Below are 15,124 nucleotides of genomic sequence, written 5' to 3'. Positions count from 1 at the left end.
AGAATTCTTGCCACATGATCCTCTTGATAATGGGGTTGGTCCGGCGTTGAGGGTAATTTCGCAACTTGAGCCGGCTCAACTTGTAGGGTAGCTGGTAGCTATCAGCTAGCTGAGAAATGTTTGCTGCTGAATCTGCGGCTGAAGCGAGTGGAAAATATTCGCCCTTCCATTGAGCGCATCGGCCGAGTCACGTTTTGGGGCATTTCATTCCACAGTTTATAGCATCTCGTGGTCACAATTTATTCATGTTGCGACTTGAGTCGGCTCAACATACAAAGAATATCTGAGAGCGTGAAAACTTGCCATTGACAACGAACCTTCGGCTGATGCAATGTCCGTGGAGCCTGTTGATGTCACTCCGATTTCTCAACGATTTCGCCTTTGAACGACCCTGCCAAGGATCCCCTTACCATGGCCAGTATCGAACGGACTGCGTATCCTAGATTTCCACGTACGCTAACACTTAAAGATCTTCATGCGACCTTCACCCCGCGGCCTGAAGAAATAGAATGGGCCGCCGGATTCGCCCGTTCCGCGCCGAGGCGCCTCGCATTACTGGTGAATCTGAAATGCTTTCAGTTTTTGCGCTACTTTCCTGCCATTGATGCAATTCCCCCGGAAGTTGTGGAGCATATTTCTGCGAGTCTTGGTATGCAGCCTGTCCATGCAATTTCGTACCCTGACTCGAACATATCCCCATATCGCCATCACAAGGCAATTCGCACGCTGCTCGGGGTAACGCCATATGAGCACGTGAAGACCAGACCGATCACTGTTGAGATCTCGCAACGCGCGGCCGCCATCGTTGATACTCGAGTAGACATTATCAATATCACAGTCGAGGAATTGGTGCGGTCAGGGTACGAGCTTCCTGCCTTCAGCACCCTGGACACCATTGCCGAAAAAGCTCACGCTGCAGTGGAGTCTGCGCTCTACAAAAAGATCTCCCTACGATTGTCCTCTGCCCAAAGGCAATGGCTTGACGGTCTTCTAGATACCGAATTGCCACAGCGCCGATCCCTTTATCACCAGATTAAACGCTCTGCTAAAAAGGCTTCTCGTAAGCATCTCGACTTAGTGTTGGACCAGCTAAATTGGTTAGAGTCATTGCCTGACCCCGGAACGCTGTTGGAAGATGTGCCGGCCAACAAATTGCGACATCTCTCCGACCGTGCAGCGGTCCTCGATGCGGCCGAAATGAAAGATTACAACCCGGGGAAAAGACAAACGCTCATTCTGGCCCTCATTCATCATATGCGGATTGGCGCCCGAGACGACATTGCAGAGATGTTCATTCGACGCATCAGCGCTATTCACAAAAGTGCGCGAGAAGAATTGCAAATTCTGCAGGCGCGGCAACGGGAGCTCAGTGAAGAGCTTGTCGCAACCTTAGAACAGGTTGTGGAGATTCTCGCTGAAGGTATGGAAGATGCTCCGACAGGAAGGCGTATCCGCGATCTCTTGGCTCCACATGGCAGCTTGGAACGGCTGCAGGGCGATTGTGAGGCAATCCGCGTCTGGAGCGGAGGAAATCATCTTCCGTTGCTATGGAAGCCTTTCAAATCCTGGCGCGCTGCCATGTTCCAGATGGCGAAGGTGATGGTTTTTCATCCGGCAACGCAGGACAAGGCTCTTCTCAAAGCTTTGGATATCGTAATGGAGAACGAACACCGGAAAGCAGAATGGATCGCCGATGAGGTAGATCTATCGTTTGCTTCGGAACGATGGCATAAACTTGTTCGACGTTCTCACGGCCTTGGAAACCCGACTAATCGTCGTTACCTAGAAGTCTGCGTCTTCTCCCATCTGGCCAGTGATCTGCGTAGTGGCGACGTGTGTATCGAAGGTGCTGGTACATTTGCCGATTACCGTGGTCAGCTTCTCTCTTGGAAGGAGTGCGAGGCACTACTCCCAGATTATTGCGACCGGATTGGTATCGCTGCCAATCCTCAAGCGTTCGTCGAAAACCTCAAAAGCATGTTGGCGGACACTGCTGCGCAGGTGGATAGCGAATTTCCTCTGCACGCCGGCGACGTATCGATCGGCGCCAATGGGGAGCCGACTTTGAGGCGCGTCACCGCCCGCGAGATTCCCGCCTCAGCCATTGCGCTGCAAGCTGCGATAGATAGCCGGCTCGTGCCTCGCAATCTGCTCGACATCCTCGCCAACATTGAGCATTGGACGGGGTTCACTCGTAATTTCGGGCCGCAGTCCGGTGACGACCCCAAGTTACGCAATGCTCGCGAACGTTACCTGCTGACCGTATTCGCAATGGGATGCAACCTTGGGCCGCATCAGGCCGCTCGACATCTGTCCAATGGCGTCACCCCTCATCAGCTTTCCTATGTCAACCAGCGCCATATGAGCCTGGAACAACTAGACAACGCTTGTCGCGACCTTACGGAGCTATACCTCAGATTGGAACTGCCGAAACTTTGGGGAGACGGAACGAAGGTGGCTGCTGACGCCACACATCACAATTTTTACGAACAAAATCTCCTTGTCGGCATGCACTTCCGATACAAGCGGATGGGCGCGGTGGCGTATCGTCATGTGGCGGACAACTACATTGCGAATTTCCGCAGCTTTATCCCGCCGGGAATGCTGGAAGCAATATATGTCATTGAAGGTTTGATGAAAGCGGGTCTGAGCGTCCAGCCAGACACGGTCTATTCGGACACGCACGGGCAATCTGAGGTCGTATTTGCATTCACCTATCTGAATGGCATCCAGCTAATGCCTCGAATTCGTAACTGGAAGGATCTAAAATTCTATAAAGCTGACAAGGCCACTAAGTACAAGCACATCGACAGACTGTTTAGCGACGTCGTGGACTGGAAAGTAATCCAGAACCACTGGCAAGATCTCATGCAGGTAGCGATCTCGATCCAGCAAGGGAAGGTGGCGTCTCCGATGCTCCTTCGAAAATTGAGTCATGACGGCCGCCACAATCGACTCTTTGCCGCCGCAAGGGAGCTGGGCAGAGTATTGCGCACCATCTACCTGTTGCGCTGGATTTCGCAAAAGGAGATGCGTCAAGAAGTGACCGCTACGACCAATAAAATCGAGTCTTACCATGCCTTCACCAAATGGCTCGATTTTGGCGGTGACGTCATTACCGAAAACGACTTGAACGAGCAGCAAAAGAGAGTGAGATATATCGACTTAGTGGCTTCTGCTGTCATTTTGCAGAACACGGTGGATATGATGCGAATCATCCAGGAGCTTTATGCAGAAGGTGAGCAAATTGCCGTTGAAGATGCAACATATATGAGTCCCTATGGCACCACGGGCGTCAAACGCTTCGGAAATTATTTCCTTGATATGAAACGTCCGCCGGAGGCTTGGCTTAAGGAGGCACTATTCAAACAGGCAGCCAAGAGAGCAAGAGCGGAAGCACCGAAAGGCGCAGAGGGAGGCGCATGACTAAAGAACACGAAACCATAAAAACGGCCTATGGTTTGGTAGATAACAGTGCTCTAAAAAAACTTCAGCAGGAATTCGACACTTCGGCTTTATTAACTATCGTCGATGAACTTGATCAGGTCATAGATTTGCTGCGCTCAGAAGACGGATTGCGAGACGAATTACTTCGCCTGCATGGGATGGCACACACCGTCTTAAACGGCGCGGGTCTCTCTGTGCCGACAGGGGAGGACTCATTGCCAGAGATGGTATTTGACACAATCAGCTGCGTTCAACGCATCGTAGGGGTTATGCGTGGTTGGCAGCGATCAATAGAGCCCCTTGAGGCACTCGCGCCAAAAGATTGAATCAGTTATAAAGACGCAGAATTTTATTACGTTTAGGCTTATGTATGAACATTGGCCTTATCTCGGCTGCCCCCCGACTACCGAATGTCAAAGCTTGCGCGCAGAGATAACACAGCTGCATGAGCAGCACGCCAACTATGAGGACGTAGTCGCCCACGAGCGAGCCGCCGCACGGCGCGAGTTCGACACACGGATTGCCGGATTTGAAAAGCAGCTGGCTGACCGTCAGAAAAGCTACGAAAAGCAGCAGACGACCATCACGCAACAGCAAGCCTTACTGGCCCAAAGCTCGGTTGAGCTGTCGCGCGTTCGGGACGTTCTGGCTGATAAAGAAGAAGCGCTAAGTCAGATGACTTTGGAGAGAGACAGGCACAAAGACGAATGCCAAGAGCTTGCCACCCTCGGGAAAGAGGCAAATCGCCGGGCCGACGACATGCAGGCCGCCCTCATCGAGGCCAAGGGAAGTGCAGTTGCGGCGGAAAAGCATATTCAACTGCTGGAGGCCCAGCTCGTCTCGGCGGCGCAGGCGGCAGAGCGTGAGAAGAACGCGTTAATTGATAAGCTTTTGGCGAAGACAGCTAGCAAGGGAGAGGAAGCCAACCAAAAGGGACCGCGGAAGTAACGTGGCCATGTTCCGGGTCCCCACCATGCGGGCCCCAGCAGTGAGGCACCCTCTCTTTATTGGCATCGGAGGAAGGCAAATTCGCTTCAGATAATGGGGCACTTTTACTTCATCGCTTGATTGTCTAACGCCTTGGCCTTCCAGCCGGTTCTTCACTCTTTAGCCGCCGCTTCGCGCACAGCCTTATCGATTTGGCCCCACTCCAAAGCGTCTCGCCGTTCGTGTAAAGACTTTCGAATTTCGGCGTGAATAAGATTGTCGCGGTCCACAGCATACGGGTCACGCGCGAACGCGTCTGGGCCGGTTTGAACGGTCGTAGTTGCGCTGAGCAGTTCGTGCTGCCCGGTGAGGTCATATACTTTCGTCGTATTCGTCCGTGCAGAATCAGTCATTTCGACCTCCAGCACCAGCTTCCCAACGGCGTCAGGGTTAAGGGAGGTGTTGCCAAAAACACGTACTAGCATTTTGCATTTCCTTAGAATTATTTGTGTGAAAGAGATTATCTTATTAATCAGCAATGCTGTTGTGGTGCTCGATCTGGCGCTGTATATCTGGTTCGAACAGGTGGAGCCCACGACCAACAGGCGGCTGAAGTTTAAGTAGATATCCATCCGCAAGCTGTCGGTGGAGAAATTCCTTGTGCGTGGGCCAGATATTCTGAAGATTTCTCGTATCGCTCGACTTCAGGAGCAGCGACTTGCCATATATTCTTGCAGCAATTGGGACTATGCCGGCGGGAGTCATGGACACAGCCTCCAGCAGCTGAATCGATCCCGCTTTCTGAATGACCGCTTCAGCCTTTTGAATTGCGTGGTGAGTAGCGGGGCTTCTAGGCATCGCCTTCATATAATCAATGAGATCATGAAGGGCCTGCTCTAACTCGTTTTCACGGGCCACATTAGGCATATCTATTCCAATACTTGATTCTGGTAAATTGGTTAGGAGGCAAGAAGGTCACGAGCCTGTTACCTTGGCCAGGACACCCTAGACGCTTTCGACATTTGCCAGCTTCAGCCTGGCACAAGAAGCGAATACAACTGTTTATCAAACATCCTAATCTTATCGGCATCCACCCGAAGTCGAGCGAGCGCTGCATTTATGTCGCCGGTATCAAGATCCCGCCTCGCCATGCGAACGACGGTGAGGTCATCAAATGCCGGTGCCTGAAGCATCTTCTTGAGATTCTGAATCTCCACTAATTCTCCCGTGCCAGGAATCATCTTAGTGATAGGGTGATACCGCCAGAACTCAGACTGCGACACCTCGCGGGCCGGCACACCGTAGTGCGTCTCCAGGCTCGGGACGACTTTTTTGAAGAATCTCTCCCGCGCAACTTGATCGTGATAAGTGCTTCCACCGCATTCGAATTCCAGCATACCATCGAGCCCAAACACGTCACAGGAGACAGTACTGGCAATGTCGTCCAATGCCTCGTCGAAATGGTGTCCGTAGGGAACCCTCAGGAAACCAGCGCCTCGACGCTTAGGGACCAGGACACATAACTGGCCGGCTACCCAGCAGCAAAGCAGTTCTTTGACGTTTGGATGCTGATTCCGATCGGGGGAAATATTTACCATATTAAGTTTCCGTCTTCTCCAGTGTCATCAGACACGCGATGAGATACCTAGTAGCGGCTTAAAGATCTTGGATAGGCCAACGCGCATCGATAAACTCCATGGCATCAACGGCTGTCTTGAAGCGGAGAGATGTCACTTCCCGCAAGGTATCTGCAGATATGAAAGGTGGCCATGCTAGCCAGTAGGCCCGCACCGGTTCACCGTACTCGTCATGCGGACGAGCCACGCTTGCAAGATCTCTCCTTCTGAAGACCGTCGGCTCCCAATAGCACCAATTCACCGCCACAAGCGACCTTTAGCAGATGGAGGTGCAGCGTTGCAACCCAAGGTCGGTAATCGTCCAGGACATCGCCTCGCATGAGGTTGCCATCCCCTTCGTCACCAGGCCGTTCATAAGCCGATTATCCTGACAGTCTAACCGACGCAGAGTTCGAGCTGGAGCCGTGGCCAACTTAATCAGCCAGTCCTTTTCGTTAGCGGTTAAATGGACAGCACCCACCGTCAACTCAACAGCACCCTTGGCAATATTGTTGGCGCTCGCGGCAAATCGCCCCAGGGGGGCGTTACCAGTTCGTAAAGTACGCTGGTCAATATAATGGACTACCGCCTCCTGGCCGCGATGGCGTTTTATCTCCACGACCTTACGGCTAGCCTTCCAACGTGCACCGCTGTAAGTCAAACCTTCTTTGATTTCCAAAGTTTCCACTACGACTCCCCGGGCTTGCTTGGCACCTTTTCCTCTGGACTCAGACCCACAACTCAACGATCTTGGGATCATCATTTGGGTTACGCGGAAGCCTGATCAAACCTTTTGGCAGCTTGCCACGTAAGTCTTCGAGGGTTTGGGCCTGGTGAATCTCAGTTGACGGTTGATCGAGCAACCATTTGCGTGCCACAAAGCTGCCAGGCAGATCAGTGGGGTTATCGTAAACGACCCAAATTGGGAGCTTTTCAGACATAGTGTTTCCTTCAACTTTGAGCAGCTGCTTCAGCCGGCGCGGGGCGAGGAGCTAAAAGCAATGCAAACTGCGCCAAGGCCACATTGGCTTCTTGGATCATTGTGTTTCTGGAGGGCGTCAGGTCTTCGGGGTAACAATCGACCGTCAACTGCGGGTAGCGAAACTTTCCACCAAACCCAAGTGCCCCCTGGAAACGATATTCGCTTGTAGGGGATGCTTTCTGAGAAAACTCGTAGACAAACCGCTGCCTTAGATCATCGACATCAATAGCGCCAGCATACTTAACCAATGCGTCGTACAGGCCATGGGCCATGGCTGCGGTTATCGGTGCTCGACTCATTTTTCCTCTTTGATTTTGTGGACATCGGCGTTAGCCGCTTCCGTCACGACACGCCTAGCATTTTCGGCGATATCAGGGTCGATCGGCATCGCGCCTATGTCAGGGCGCCTCTTATTAAGCTGCAGTGGCTTACGGCCGCGATGCTTCTTTTCTGGCCTAGTTCTGATGGCATTAATGTACAACATAATTTGGTTATCGTTTATCTCTTTTTGATAGACCGAAAGAGCAATCCATAAGGACTTCTAAACACTCTCCTGGCAAAGACGGGAAACACTGTGGCGCGCTTTAGCAAAGACTCCTTCGAGTTCACGGGCATAAGTAGTGTCGCGATTATCGACGCGTGTCGTTCATTCCGAAGCGCTAAGCCAAAGGTTTAGGAGAAGTTTCCACCAATTTTCTTAAGGAGCATAAATGGATCACCCTGCATTATCGGTCGTAGAAGAAGTGTGCCGCGAATTTGACGGCAATGGCATTTTTAGTGTCGGTGCCAATGGCGCACTCCAAGCCATGGCTCTTCATTGGAAAGAGCATCTTGCTGAAGGCCATGACGTCAGTATCGTCACCGATGACATCGATGGCATGATCAAGCAACTGTCAATGGTGAGTGCGGAAATCGCTCGACGTTTGACGGGCGGGATCACCCCATCGCCTGTGTGCGGCAAGTGCGGTTGTGCAGTGGTCGCAGACTATTGTTCAGACGATACGTGCCCCTACAGCGAATGGCCTCAACGCGTTCCAATCGAAGATCTTCAAAATACTTCGGCGGATGAACTACGCAGCCGCTATGAAGTACTACCGCGTGTGCGCGTTCACGCCGAGGTTCACGACGACTTGCGTGTGCTGAAGGTCGAATTCGACGCGGCAGCATGGTTTTTGACAGCGACTGATGCTGACATCATCAAGCTTCACGGTATCGGCTGGACGGGCGATTACGTTTCCGACTCGGTCGCCGAGCATTTCGAGCACAGTAACGACGATATCAGCAATCTCATGGCGATGTGCCGCGCGACGAACGGGAGGAGGGAGCCGGTCGGGTTTGAGTGTTCGGTGGATGCTGATAGCGCAATGGCTTGGTTGCAACAACACCGTCCTGGTGTTTGGGCGCGCATACTGTGTGCAGATAACGATGTTAGCCTAATCGAGAAGTCAGCAAAAGACAGTGATGTCTTACCGAGCTGGCATTGGCGTAACGGCGAAGACTCCAACAGCAGCAGCGAATTCGGTACTCAAGAAGCCGCCGCACTAAATGCAGTTGAAATACTGCAATTGAAGTACTGCGGTTGATTTTTTCTTACAACACGTATTAACCCATATGTCCGGTTCTCCCCACAGGAGACCGGGCATTTTTTATTGCAGTCATACACGTGTTCTGCTGATGATCGGTCGCATCAAAGGCACCTGCCTGCCTAAGGACCTGATAACAAACCGTCGAAAGGCACCTTTTTCTGCAATGGTGAAAATCCAGTACCGTTTATGCATGGAGTGGGGGGAACAACTTTCGGGAAATGCGTGTGTTCGGTTGAGTTCGCCTGACCTTGATGAGAGAATTGGCTAACGTAGTTCATTATCAAATTTCTATGCAAACCCGAAAAATCATCAACACTGCGTTCGTCAGTCTCGCTGCGGCCTCGATCGGTTTAAGCAGCGGAGTTTTTGCACAAGGCAAGTCAGGGGAAAGCTCCGGCGAGATTACGGATCCAGTGAAGATCGCAAAAGTGCTTGGTAGTGTGCCGACGGTCAAGGGCTCTCTCGCTGATCGTCTTACCGAAGCGGGGATGAGGCCAGTTTATATCAAGGTCAGTCGCCTCAGCCGCGATGACTTGGCTGACTTCCCGGCCAGGTTCCGCTTGAAGCCAGGTGATGCCATGATCGCGATCGCGACCAAAGGGTTTGTTGATGGCGTCGGACGTGTGCAGGGCTGCGATCTCTGGAGCAGCCCGACTCTACTGAAGGGTGGTTCGACATATTACCCTTACGACAAAACCAGCAACTGGCTGCTAACCGGACAATGCATTGCGCCTTAACCTGGCTAGCGTCAGTCGAACCTACATTGCTTCCCGGTACGCCGAGAAGTCAATTGGCGCCACAGTGCCCAGCTGCTGCAAACGCTGAAGGAAGCTAAACAAAAAAAATACTAGACCCGTGTCCGGAGCTGAAGCTTGCAGCTGCAGCGCGCCTTCGTGGCGCCGAATGTCAAATGCGTGACTGTCCGCTGCACACACCAGATCAATGGCATGTGCGTCATCTAGGCCGGCCGCGTGCTTGCGCAGCTGCTCGGCGACGCTCGGGCGAGCCCAGGCGATTTCTGTGGTAAGCAAGCCAGCCAGAATGGGGATTGGTGGCTTGACGGGCGTGGTCCCGTGTATATCGGTCACAGCCACACTAGTGCGATGCAACCGTCGCACTGAAGCGGCCTTACTAGCCGCATAGGCGAGGTGGTCTGCGTTGAGAGACTGCTTAACCTCGAAGACTGCATACACCGCTTCTGCAGGGACGTAGCGGAATCCCTGCATCTCAAACACCAGAGGTGTGTGGTGGCGATCGTAGACAACAAGATCAATCGACTCGCTCCTGCCACCGTGGCTATCGATGACAGTCGCCTTGTCCACGCAATATCGCTCTGGGACGAATCCGCGCAGCAGTTCGAGCCATCCCGTCTCAGACACAGCCCCTTTGTCGACAGGATGGTCGATATGAACTCGGGCGAGACGCAGTTGTAAGGCCAGCTGCTGCTGGCGATCAGCGAATAGCTGGCGTAGATCAATCTTCATCATGCTCACCACACAAAATTAGAGAAATACGGCTGGGCTCGGGCCGCGCCGGCCGCGACAGCGATCGCAGCCCTATCTTGGACAGAGAGGTCGTCTGTCACGGCATTATTCGAGTTGGCAGGATCGATTATCCGCGCGGTGAGGATGTTATCCCGGAGCCATTCCAGCGCAGCGCTCACGTTGTTGGCCAAGTCTCCTATACGACGGCCATGCAATGCACGCAAGACTGCGAGCTCTAACACGAAACTGGGAAACTCCAAACCGGCGAGCGTCCGCCAGCGCTTGAGCACGCGAATTTCCTCTATGCGGCCTGAGTCAGCAACTGTTTCTATTTGCAGGGCGATGTTGGTCTGTGTCCACGCCTGCGACTTGTTTCGCCACAATGAGAACCAGTTTTGCCAACCCGGTTGCCTCCGGCCTGGTACTAGATCGAAATGGAAACCGGCCAGCTGCACGCCAATGGAAACATTCTGGCGCCTTGCGGGCCACCGCAAGGCGGCATGGCTATACAGCGACTCGTAGATCTCTTTGAGCGTGCCAGGAGTGGTTGACGACAACGCGATGAAGAGATCCATGTCATTGGCGCCGGCATTGGCCGTCCCCTTTGCCAAGGAACCAGACAGCTCGATCGAGCTCAAGTATTGGCCCGCCCACGCCTGTACGACAGGTGCGATCTGCTGCTGCGCCGCCGCCAGGGCGCCGGCGCGATCTACCTGGTACTTGGCCAACACGTTACGTAGGTATTGATCAGCTGACATCTTCCAGCTCCCTGAGCTCAGACTTTCTCCGCCCTGCTACGCCTCGACTTTTTCTCAGACACGCCTTCATCGAGAACAGAAGCGGCTGCAAGATAGCGTTCGAACAGAAGGGCGACCCGATCATTGTCGGATCCGAGGCCGCTAACTCCGTAGGCCTTCTCAACCGCCTTATCGAGTAGTGCATGTGCTTTGACCAACTCGACCGGCATTGCGACGGGATCATACAAATCCGCCAACGGGAGTGATTGATATTTGGCCCTAGCATCAAGTACTGTCTGAGCGGCCGTTTCGATTGCCGTTATCTGCTTTTCATTGGCGGTAGGCCACGGGAAATTGTTATACACGATGTCCTTCGAGTAGCGGTACCGACTCTCTAGGCGACCGCACGTGTACTTTACCCAGGCCATGTGCATCCGGGACATCATTACGCCGAAGTGGAACAGCGTCGCACCGGGAAGCGCGAAACAACTGTTGCCGACAATCTGGTCCTTCGACATAAAGCCGAGTGGTATGAATTCCCGAGTTTCAGAGGAATGCGCTGGAATTACGATGTAATCACTAGTGGGCTGAGTAACTTGGCGGAACAGCATCGGATAGGGATACTTCCGTGTCGTTGGCGCTTTACTTGCCTTTCTGAAAGCATCGACTGCCTTCACCCTGGCCTTGACCATGGGTAAAGCCAGGTCGGCCGGCGTCGCAGACACCAGCCAAAGGACCCATCGCTTCTCCCCATGCAGAAACTCGTGTGCGCTGACGAAGGGCTTCATGAACTTCTTGGCACCGGGCTCGGCCGCCAAGAAATCCTTCTTCTCCTGATCCGTGAAAAGATAGTTGCCATCGTCGGTGGGTTTGCTGCCGTACATCATCTCTGGCATGCCAAACATGTTCTTTGATCTGTTTTCCAGCAGCACCCAGGGACCGTCCACCAAGTAGGCATTTATGCGCCTTGCGGCGACCGCATGGGGGTCGCCATCTGGGGAGTCGTACTCGTAGAGCACCTTGTTGTCGTTGTCCGTCGCAGCGAAACCGATGATGACGCAGTAAACTGCGGCTTTTCCACGCGCCTCGCTACTCCATTTGAACGTCTTGTGTGCAAAGTGAATATAGACGGGAAACCGACGCATCAGAGAGCGCCAGAGGATACCAACCTGCTCACCCTGTGTAATCGAATTTGTCGATACAAAGGCTACCTTGATCGGCGTGTCTTGAATGAAGGCCGCTGCTTTGCAGTACCAAGCTGATACGAAATCCATCACACCGGCGGACGGCCCGTCCTCACCGAAAGTAGTCAGCATCTGCTGCTTCTGCTCGGCAGATTGGAGGTGATGGCCCAGGAAGGGCGGGTTACCGACGATATAGGTAAGCTCTGTCGGCGCAACCACGGTGCTCCAGTCTACGGTAAGGGCGTTGTCGTGGAGGATGTTCGGCGCTTTCTTCAAGGGAAGCCGGGCGAAATACTGGCCAAAAGCCTCCGACACTTTTAGGTTCATCTGATGGTCAGCCATCCACAATGAGACCTGGGCGATCTGGGCGGGGAACTCCTCAAGTTCGATGCCGTAGAACTGATCAACGTCGACGAAAACGATAGAGCTTACATCCAGCATTCCACTAGAAGCACTCTTGTAAACTTCGCGGAGGACGTCGAGCTCAATCTTTCTTAGTTCTCGATAGGCGATCACTAAAAAGTTACCGCAGCCGCAAGCGGGATCGAGAATTTTAATGCGGGCTAGCTTTTGTTGAAACGCGACAAGGCGCTTTCTATCACGTTTCACCTTTTCGAATTCAGCGTTCAAATCATCCAGGAACAGCGGACCTAGCGCCTTTAAAATGTTCTGCTCGCTGGTGTAGTGGGCGCCAAGATCACGGCGGGCCTTCTTGTCCATGATCGACTGAAACAATGCACCAAAGATCGCAGGCGATATTAACGACCAGTCTAGAGCGCAGCAGTTCAGCATCGCGTCTCGCATCTTTGCGTCAAATGCTGCTAGAGGTAACGGCTCAGCAAATAGTCTGCCATTGATATAGGGGAACGCCGCCAACTGCTCGTCAAGTTTCTTCAGTCGCTTCTCAGCAGGCGTGTTCAAGGTCTGGAAGAGGTTCGCCAGCATTGGGCCCAAGTCTGAACCATCCTCGGCAGTACGCTGCTCGATGAGCTCACGAAACTGCTGGCGCTCAAAAATGGAGTTATCCTCTGCAAACAAGCAGAACAGCAAACGTACGAGTAACACCTCAAGCGGGTGGCCTTCGTAACCACTTGCTTTGAGTTGGTCGTGCAGAAGTCCCAGCTTTTCAGCCGCCTTGATATTCACGGGGTCTTGGTCCGTGAAAGTCTTACTTTCGTAACCCGCGATAAAGCCGAACAGGCGGACATTCTTGTGCAGATCCTTCAGTGCAAACTCATGTTCCTCTGCCTTATCAAGGTCGTAAAGACGAAAGCGCGCAAAGTCGGAAACAAGCACATAACGAGGTAAATCCCGTTCCTTTAGACCACTGAAATATTGCTTGGCCTGGACAAATGCGCGGTTGAGGTTTTTTCCACGCGACTTGTGTTCGACCACCAAATTTCCCTTCCAGAGAAGGTCGATGAAGCCACCCTTGCCGTCATCTTTTTTTACCGGCTGCTCAAAGGTGGCCACGCGGCGCCGCGTGATGCCGAAAACGTGAAAAAAAGCATCCCAGAATGACTTCGCTTCGGCGTCTTCAGATGAATCCTTTTCGAATTCCTTTGAAAAGGCGATAGCTCGATCTTTGATCTCGTTCCATGACAGCGGCATGCTTGCTCCCTTGAGACGCTCCCCGGTGCTCGTGGGAGCAATGTTGTTAGTTTTTAAATTTAGTCTTGTACCTTTAATTGCATATCTTCTGAACAGATCCCCGGGTCCCCTAGGCTGAGCCTGACGCCGCTGGAGGTCTGAGCTGATCTGTACGACACTATCTTATTATACTGATAAGCTTTCTTAACCGATAGCAATCCCGATGAGTGCCAAATTGAGTACGTATCGACCGGTGGCAGGCATGGCAAACTGCCACCGGGATTTACAGTGTCCAGCGCCGGCGAATCGGACACTTCGGGGGGGGGGGGGCGGCGCTAGAAGATAGGGATTTGAAGGCCGTTGCACAATAGAAAAACCCCCGGTTCTAAAGAACGCGGGGGTTTGAGCTTTTTGACATTGACTTTAGCTTTGCAGCCATTCGTCGTAGGTTTTCACCTTCCAACCGAGGGCTTCAGCATTGGCCACATAGATCTGATACTCCTGATCGTTTGAGCCTCGCTGCTGGGTTTGCCAGTCGGCATTCGGAATCAGATGCGGATCATCCATGTCGTTGCCCCACACAAACCGAGCGACGCGAATGAGCATCTACTTGGTGATACGCATATCCGTGGCCAGCCTGGACAAATTCATGCTCTGTACCAGTGAACCCGGCACTTGCGCTTTGAAACACCTGTTCATGCTGGAAAGGCCGCACTTCCTTGTAGCCGACCGATACGGCATCGTCTGGCAGTTGGATCAACATGGCTTGCCTCCCGACATCGTTTGCCAGCTTCCAACTACGCTCTTGCTTGCTAGCTTCATCTTTAGCTTCCTTAATTGCGCGAAGCATCCCCAATGGGGATGGATATCCCCGCTGGGTTGATGTTTCCAATCTACGGTCTGTTTTTTAGACGGGCGCTACATTTCAGGTCATGAGCTCGTTGAGAGTCATCCGGATCCCCCTGCGACGCAGGCGAATACGTGTTGCTCTCGCGTTCGCGACCCTGTAGTCGTAGCTGTCGGTCGAATAATCGACCCACCCGATACGGCGCCGGGACTCCATCTTGCGAAGGATGCGACGGGTCAATTCCATCAAACCCTCCTAGAGACAGAAGTCTTCGAGTGCCGCATTGAATACCGTTGCAAAGGTACCTTCTTCAATGTGACGCTTAAAGTCCTGTGTCTTCGCGATGTAGAACAGAGGTCGATAAATCCTGGAGGTCACGTCAAAAACGTGATGCCAGTATTTCACAGCGACGATCTCGCCTGGCAACATCCCGGCGATATGATCGAAACCAATGTCCATACGGATTCGGGCCGTCTGGTAGAACCGCTCCTTTTCCCACGAATACACCGCATTACCGCCAATCACCAAAAACTGCGCGAGTGCCGGTTTGGTTGTATCGCGAATCCACGGCCGGTTTCCGTCTTGCGAAACCGAAGAGCCACTTACGTACTTCAGCGCTTCATGGAAATGGGCAAATTTCTGCGGAAGATCCGCCGTTTCCTGACCTTGTTCGTCATGACGCACTCTTGCTGCCTCGTACATGATGCTTCCTTTCTGTCAAATT

At 52.8% G+C, this 15,124-nt stretch carries 18 protein-coding genes; 6 read left to right on the top strand and 12 right to left on the bottom strand.

Going from position 1 to position 15,124, the window contains the following annotated elements; all coding sequences use genetic code 11:
• Nucleotides 1–411: 411 nt before the first annotated feature.
• The 3 genes from ACLRDN_RS26570 (at nucleotide 412) to ACLRDN_RS26560 (ending at nucleotide 4,395) form a co-directional block, all read left to right on the top strand.
• Nucleotides 412–3,426 carry a Tn3 family transposase gene (locus tag ACLRDN_RS26570; RefSeq protein ID WP_413460484.1) on the top strand — a complete coding sequence of 1,005 codons (3,015 nt, stop codon included), beginning with the start codon at nucleotides 412–414 and terminating at the stop codon, nucleotides 3,424–3,426.
• The gene (gene tnpC, locus ACLRDN_RS26565) at nucleotides 3,423–3,773 is read left to right on the top strand and encodes a Tn3 family transposase post-transcriptional regulator TnpC (RefSeq protein WP_413460483.1); all 351 of its coding nucleotides are present in this window, start codon (nucleotides 3,423–3,425) and stop codon (nucleotides 3,771–3,773) included. The genes ACLRDN_RS26570 and tnpC overlap by 4 nt, the downstream gene beginning before the upstream one ends.
• A gap of 94 nt (nucleotides 3,774–3,867) precedes the next feature.
• Nucleotides 3,868–4,395 carry a hypothetical protein gene (locus ACLRDN_RS26560; protein ID WP_413460482.1) on the top strand — a complete coding sequence of 176 codons (528 nt, stop codon included), beginning with the start codon at nucleotides 3,868–3,870 and terminating at the stop codon, nucleotides 4,393–4,395.
• 152 nt (nucleotides 4,396–4,547) lie between these two features.
• Here ACLRDN_RS26560 and ACLRDN_RS26555 read toward each other — a convergent pair whose 3' ends face one another.
• From ACLRDN_RS26555 to ACLRDN_RS26530, 6 genes are all read right to left on the bottom strand, one after another.
• Complete coding sequence (locus ACLRDN_RS26555) at nucleotides 4,548–4,859, bottom strand: hypothetical protein (protein ID WP_413460481.1); 312 nt, start codon at nucleotides 4,857–4,859, stop codon at nucleotides 4,548–4,550.
• Nucleotides 4,860–4,902: 43 nt separating this feature from the next.
• Nucleotides 4,903–5,301, bottom strand: coding sequence for a hypothetical protein (locus ACLRDN_RS26550; RefSeq protein ID WP_413460480.1), 399 nt, complete (start codon nucleotides 5,299–5,301; stop codon nucleotides 4,903–4,905).
• A gap of 104 nt (nucleotides 5,302–5,405) precedes the next feature.
• Complete coding sequence (locus tag ACLRDN_RS26545) at nucleotides 5,406–5,972, bottom strand: hypothetical protein (protein WP_413460479.1); 567 nt, start codon at nucleotides 5,970–5,972, stop codon at nucleotides 5,406–5,408.
• A gap of 295 nt (nucleotides 5,973–6,267) precedes the next feature.
• Entirely contained in the window at nucleotides 6,268–6,678 is a 411-nt protein-coding gene (locus ACLRDN_RS26540; RefSeq protein ID WP_413460478.1) for a hypothetical protein, read from the bottom strand.
• A gap of 40 nt (nucleotides 6,679–6,718) precedes the next feature.
• Complete coding sequence (locus tag ACLRDN_RS26535) at nucleotides 6,719–6,931, bottom strand: hypothetical protein (protein ID WP_413460477.1); 213 nt, start codon at nucleotides 6,929–6,931, stop codon at nucleotides 6,719–6,721.
• Nucleotides 6,932–6,941: 10 nt separating this feature from the next.
• Complete coding sequence (locus tag ACLRDN_RS26530) at nucleotides 6,942–7,271, bottom strand: hypothetical protein (protein ID WP_413460476.1); 330 nt, start codon at nucleotides 7,269–7,271, stop codon at nucleotides 6,942–6,944.
• A 411-nt stretch (nucleotides 7,272–7,682) separates the two neighbouring features.
• Between ACLRDN_RS26530 and ACLRDN_RS26525 the strand changes: the two genes are divergently transcribed.
• Complete coding sequence (locus ACLRDN_RS26525; RefSeq protein WP_413460475.1) at nucleotides 7,683–8,555, top strand: hypothetical protein; 873 nt, start codon at nucleotides 7,683–7,685, stop codon at nucleotides 8,553–8,555.
• 293 nt (nucleotides 8,556–8,848) lie between these two features.
• Nucleotides 8,849–9,295: a hypothetical protein gene (locus ACLRDN_RS26520; protein WP_413460474.1), complete on the top strand. Its 447-nt coding sequence runs from the start codon at nucleotides 8,849–8,851 to the stop codon at nucleotides 9,293–9,295.
• A gap of 21 nt (nucleotides 9,296–9,316) precedes the next feature.
• Here ACLRDN_RS26520 and ACLRDN_RS26515 read toward each other — a convergent pair whose 3' ends face one another.
• The 4 genes from ACLRDN_RS26515 to ACLRDN_RS26500 form a co-directional block, all read right to left on the bottom strand.
• A complete protein-coding gene (locus ACLRDN_RS26515) occupies nucleotides 9,317–10,045 on the bottom strand; it encodes a DUF6602 domain-containing protein (protein WP_413460473.1) in 729 nt (242 codons plus the stop codon).
• Between the two features lie 2 nt (nucleotides 10,046–10,047).
• Nucleotides 10,048–10,800, bottom strand: a complete 753-nt coding sequence (locus ACLRDN_RS26510; protein ID WP_413460472.1) for a nucleotidyltransferase — start codon at nucleotides 10,798–10,800, stop codon at nucleotides 10,048–10,050.
• Nucleotides 10,801–10,817: 17 nt separating this feature from the next.
• Complete coding sequence (locus ACLRDN_RS26505; RefSeq protein WP_413460471.1) at nucleotides 10,818–13,574, bottom strand: class I SAM-dependent DNA methyltransferase; 2,757 nt, start codon at nucleotides 13,572–13,574, stop codon at nucleotides 10,818–10,820.
• 402 nt (nucleotides 13,575–13,976) lie between these two features.
• Nucleotides 13,977–14,120, bottom strand: a complete 144-nt coding sequence (locus ACLRDN_RS26500) for a hypothetical protein (protein ID WP_413460470.1) — start codon at nucleotides 14,118–14,120, stop codon at nucleotides 13,977–13,979.
• 31 nt (nucleotides 14,121–14,151) lie between these two features.
• On the opposite strand from ACLRDN_RS26500, the gene ACLRDN_RS26495 reads away from it, so the two are divergent.
• Nucleotides 14,152–14,436: a hypothetical protein gene (locus ACLRDN_RS26495; RefSeq protein WP_413460469.1), complete on the top strand. Its 285-nt coding sequence runs from the start codon at nucleotides 14,152–14,154 to the stop codon at nucleotides 14,434–14,436.
• Nucleotides 14,437–14,478: 42 nt separating this feature from the next.
• Here ACLRDN_RS26495 and ACLRDN_RS26490 read toward each other — a convergent pair whose 3' ends face one another.
• Nucleotides 14,479–14,646, bottom strand: coding sequence for a hypothetical protein (locus ACLRDN_RS26490; protein WP_413460468.1), 168 nt, complete (start codon nucleotides 14,644–14,646; stop codon nucleotides 14,479–14,481).
• A gap of 9 nt (nucleotides 14,647–14,655) precedes the next feature.
• Nucleotides 14,656–15,102: a hypothetical protein gene (locus tag ACLRDN_RS26485; protein WP_413460467.1), complete on the bottom strand. Its 447-nt coding sequence runs from the start codon at nucleotides 15,100–15,102 to the stop codon at nucleotides 14,656–14,658.
• Nucleotides 15,103–15,124: the final 22 nt, after the last annotated feature.

The sequence above is a fragment of the Herbaspirillum huttiense genome (assembly GCF_047300815.1).
Classification (GTDB): Bacteria; Pseudomonadota; Gammaproteobacteria; order Burkholderiales; family Burkholderiaceae_D; genus Herbaspirillum; species Herbaspirillum huttiense_A.
The sequence above is the reverse complement of the archived record's forward strand: the minus strand, read 5'-3'. Positions and strand labels throughout refer to the sequence as shown.

Coding starts and splice junctions, on each gene's coding strand:
- ACLRDN_RS26555 (WP_413460481.1), bottom strand. CDS start 4,859: ATGCTAGTACGTGTTTTTGGCAACACCTCCCTTAACCCTGACGCCGTT.
- ACLRDN_RS26530 (WP_413460476.1), bottom strand. CDS start 7,271: ATGAGTCGAGCACCGATAACCGCAGCCATGGCCCATGGCCTGTACGAC.
- ACLRDN_RS26485 (WP_413460467.1), bottom strand. CDS start 15,102: ATGTACGAGGCAGCAAGAGTGCGTCATGACGAACAAGGTCAGGAAACG.
- ACLRDN_RS26550 (WP_413460480.1), bottom strand. CDS start 5,301: ATGCCTAATGTGGCCCGTGAAAACGAGTTAGAGCAGGCCCTTCATGAT.
- ACLRDN_RS26495 (WP_413460469.1), top strand. CDS start 14,152: ATGAGCATCTACTTGGTGATACGCATATCCGTGGCCAGCCTGGACAAA.
- tnpC (WP_413460483.1), top strand. CDS start 3,423: ATGACTAAAGAACACGAAACCATAAAAACGGCCTATGGTTTGGTAGAT.
- ACLRDN_RS26490 (WP_413460468.1), bottom strand. CDS start 14,646: ATGGAATTGACCCGTCGCATCCTTCGCAAGATGGAGTCCCGGCGCCGT.
- ACLRDN_RS26500 (WP_413460470.1), bottom strand. CDS start 14,120: ATGGATGATCCGCATCTGATTCCGAATGCCGACTGGCAAACCCAGCAG.
- ACLRDN_RS26545 (WP_413460479.1), bottom strand. CDS start 5,972: ATGGTAAATATTTCCCCCGATCGGAATCAGCATCCAAACGTCAAAGAA.
- ACLRDN_RS26525 (WP_413460475.1), top strand. CDS start 7,683: ATGGATCACCCTGCATTATCGGTCGTAGAAGAAGTGTGCCGCGAATTT.
- ACLRDN_RS26505 (WP_413460471.1), bottom strand. CDS start 13,574: ATGCCGCTGTCATGGAACGAGATCAAAGATCGAGCTATCGCCTTTTCA.
- ACLRDN_RS26520 (WP_413460474.1), top strand. CDS start 8,849: ATGCAAACCCGAAAAATCATCAACACTGCGTTCGTCAGTCTCGCTGCG.
- ACLRDN_RS26515 (WP_413460473.1), bottom strand. CDS start 10,045: ATGATGAAGATTGATCTACGCCAGCTATTCGCTGATCGCCAGCAGCAG.
- ACLRDN_RS26535 (WP_413460477.1), bottom strand. CDS start 6,931: ATGTCTGAAAAGCTCCCAATTTGGGTCGTTTACGATAACCCCACTGAT.
- ACLRDN_RS26510 (WP_413460472.1), bottom strand. CDS start 10,800: ATGTCAGCTGATCAATACCTACGTAACGTGTTGGCCAAGTACCAGGTA.
- ACLRDN_RS26570 (WP_413460484.1), top strand. CDS start 412: ATGGCCAGTATCGAACGGACTGCGTATCCTAGATTTCCACGTACGCTA.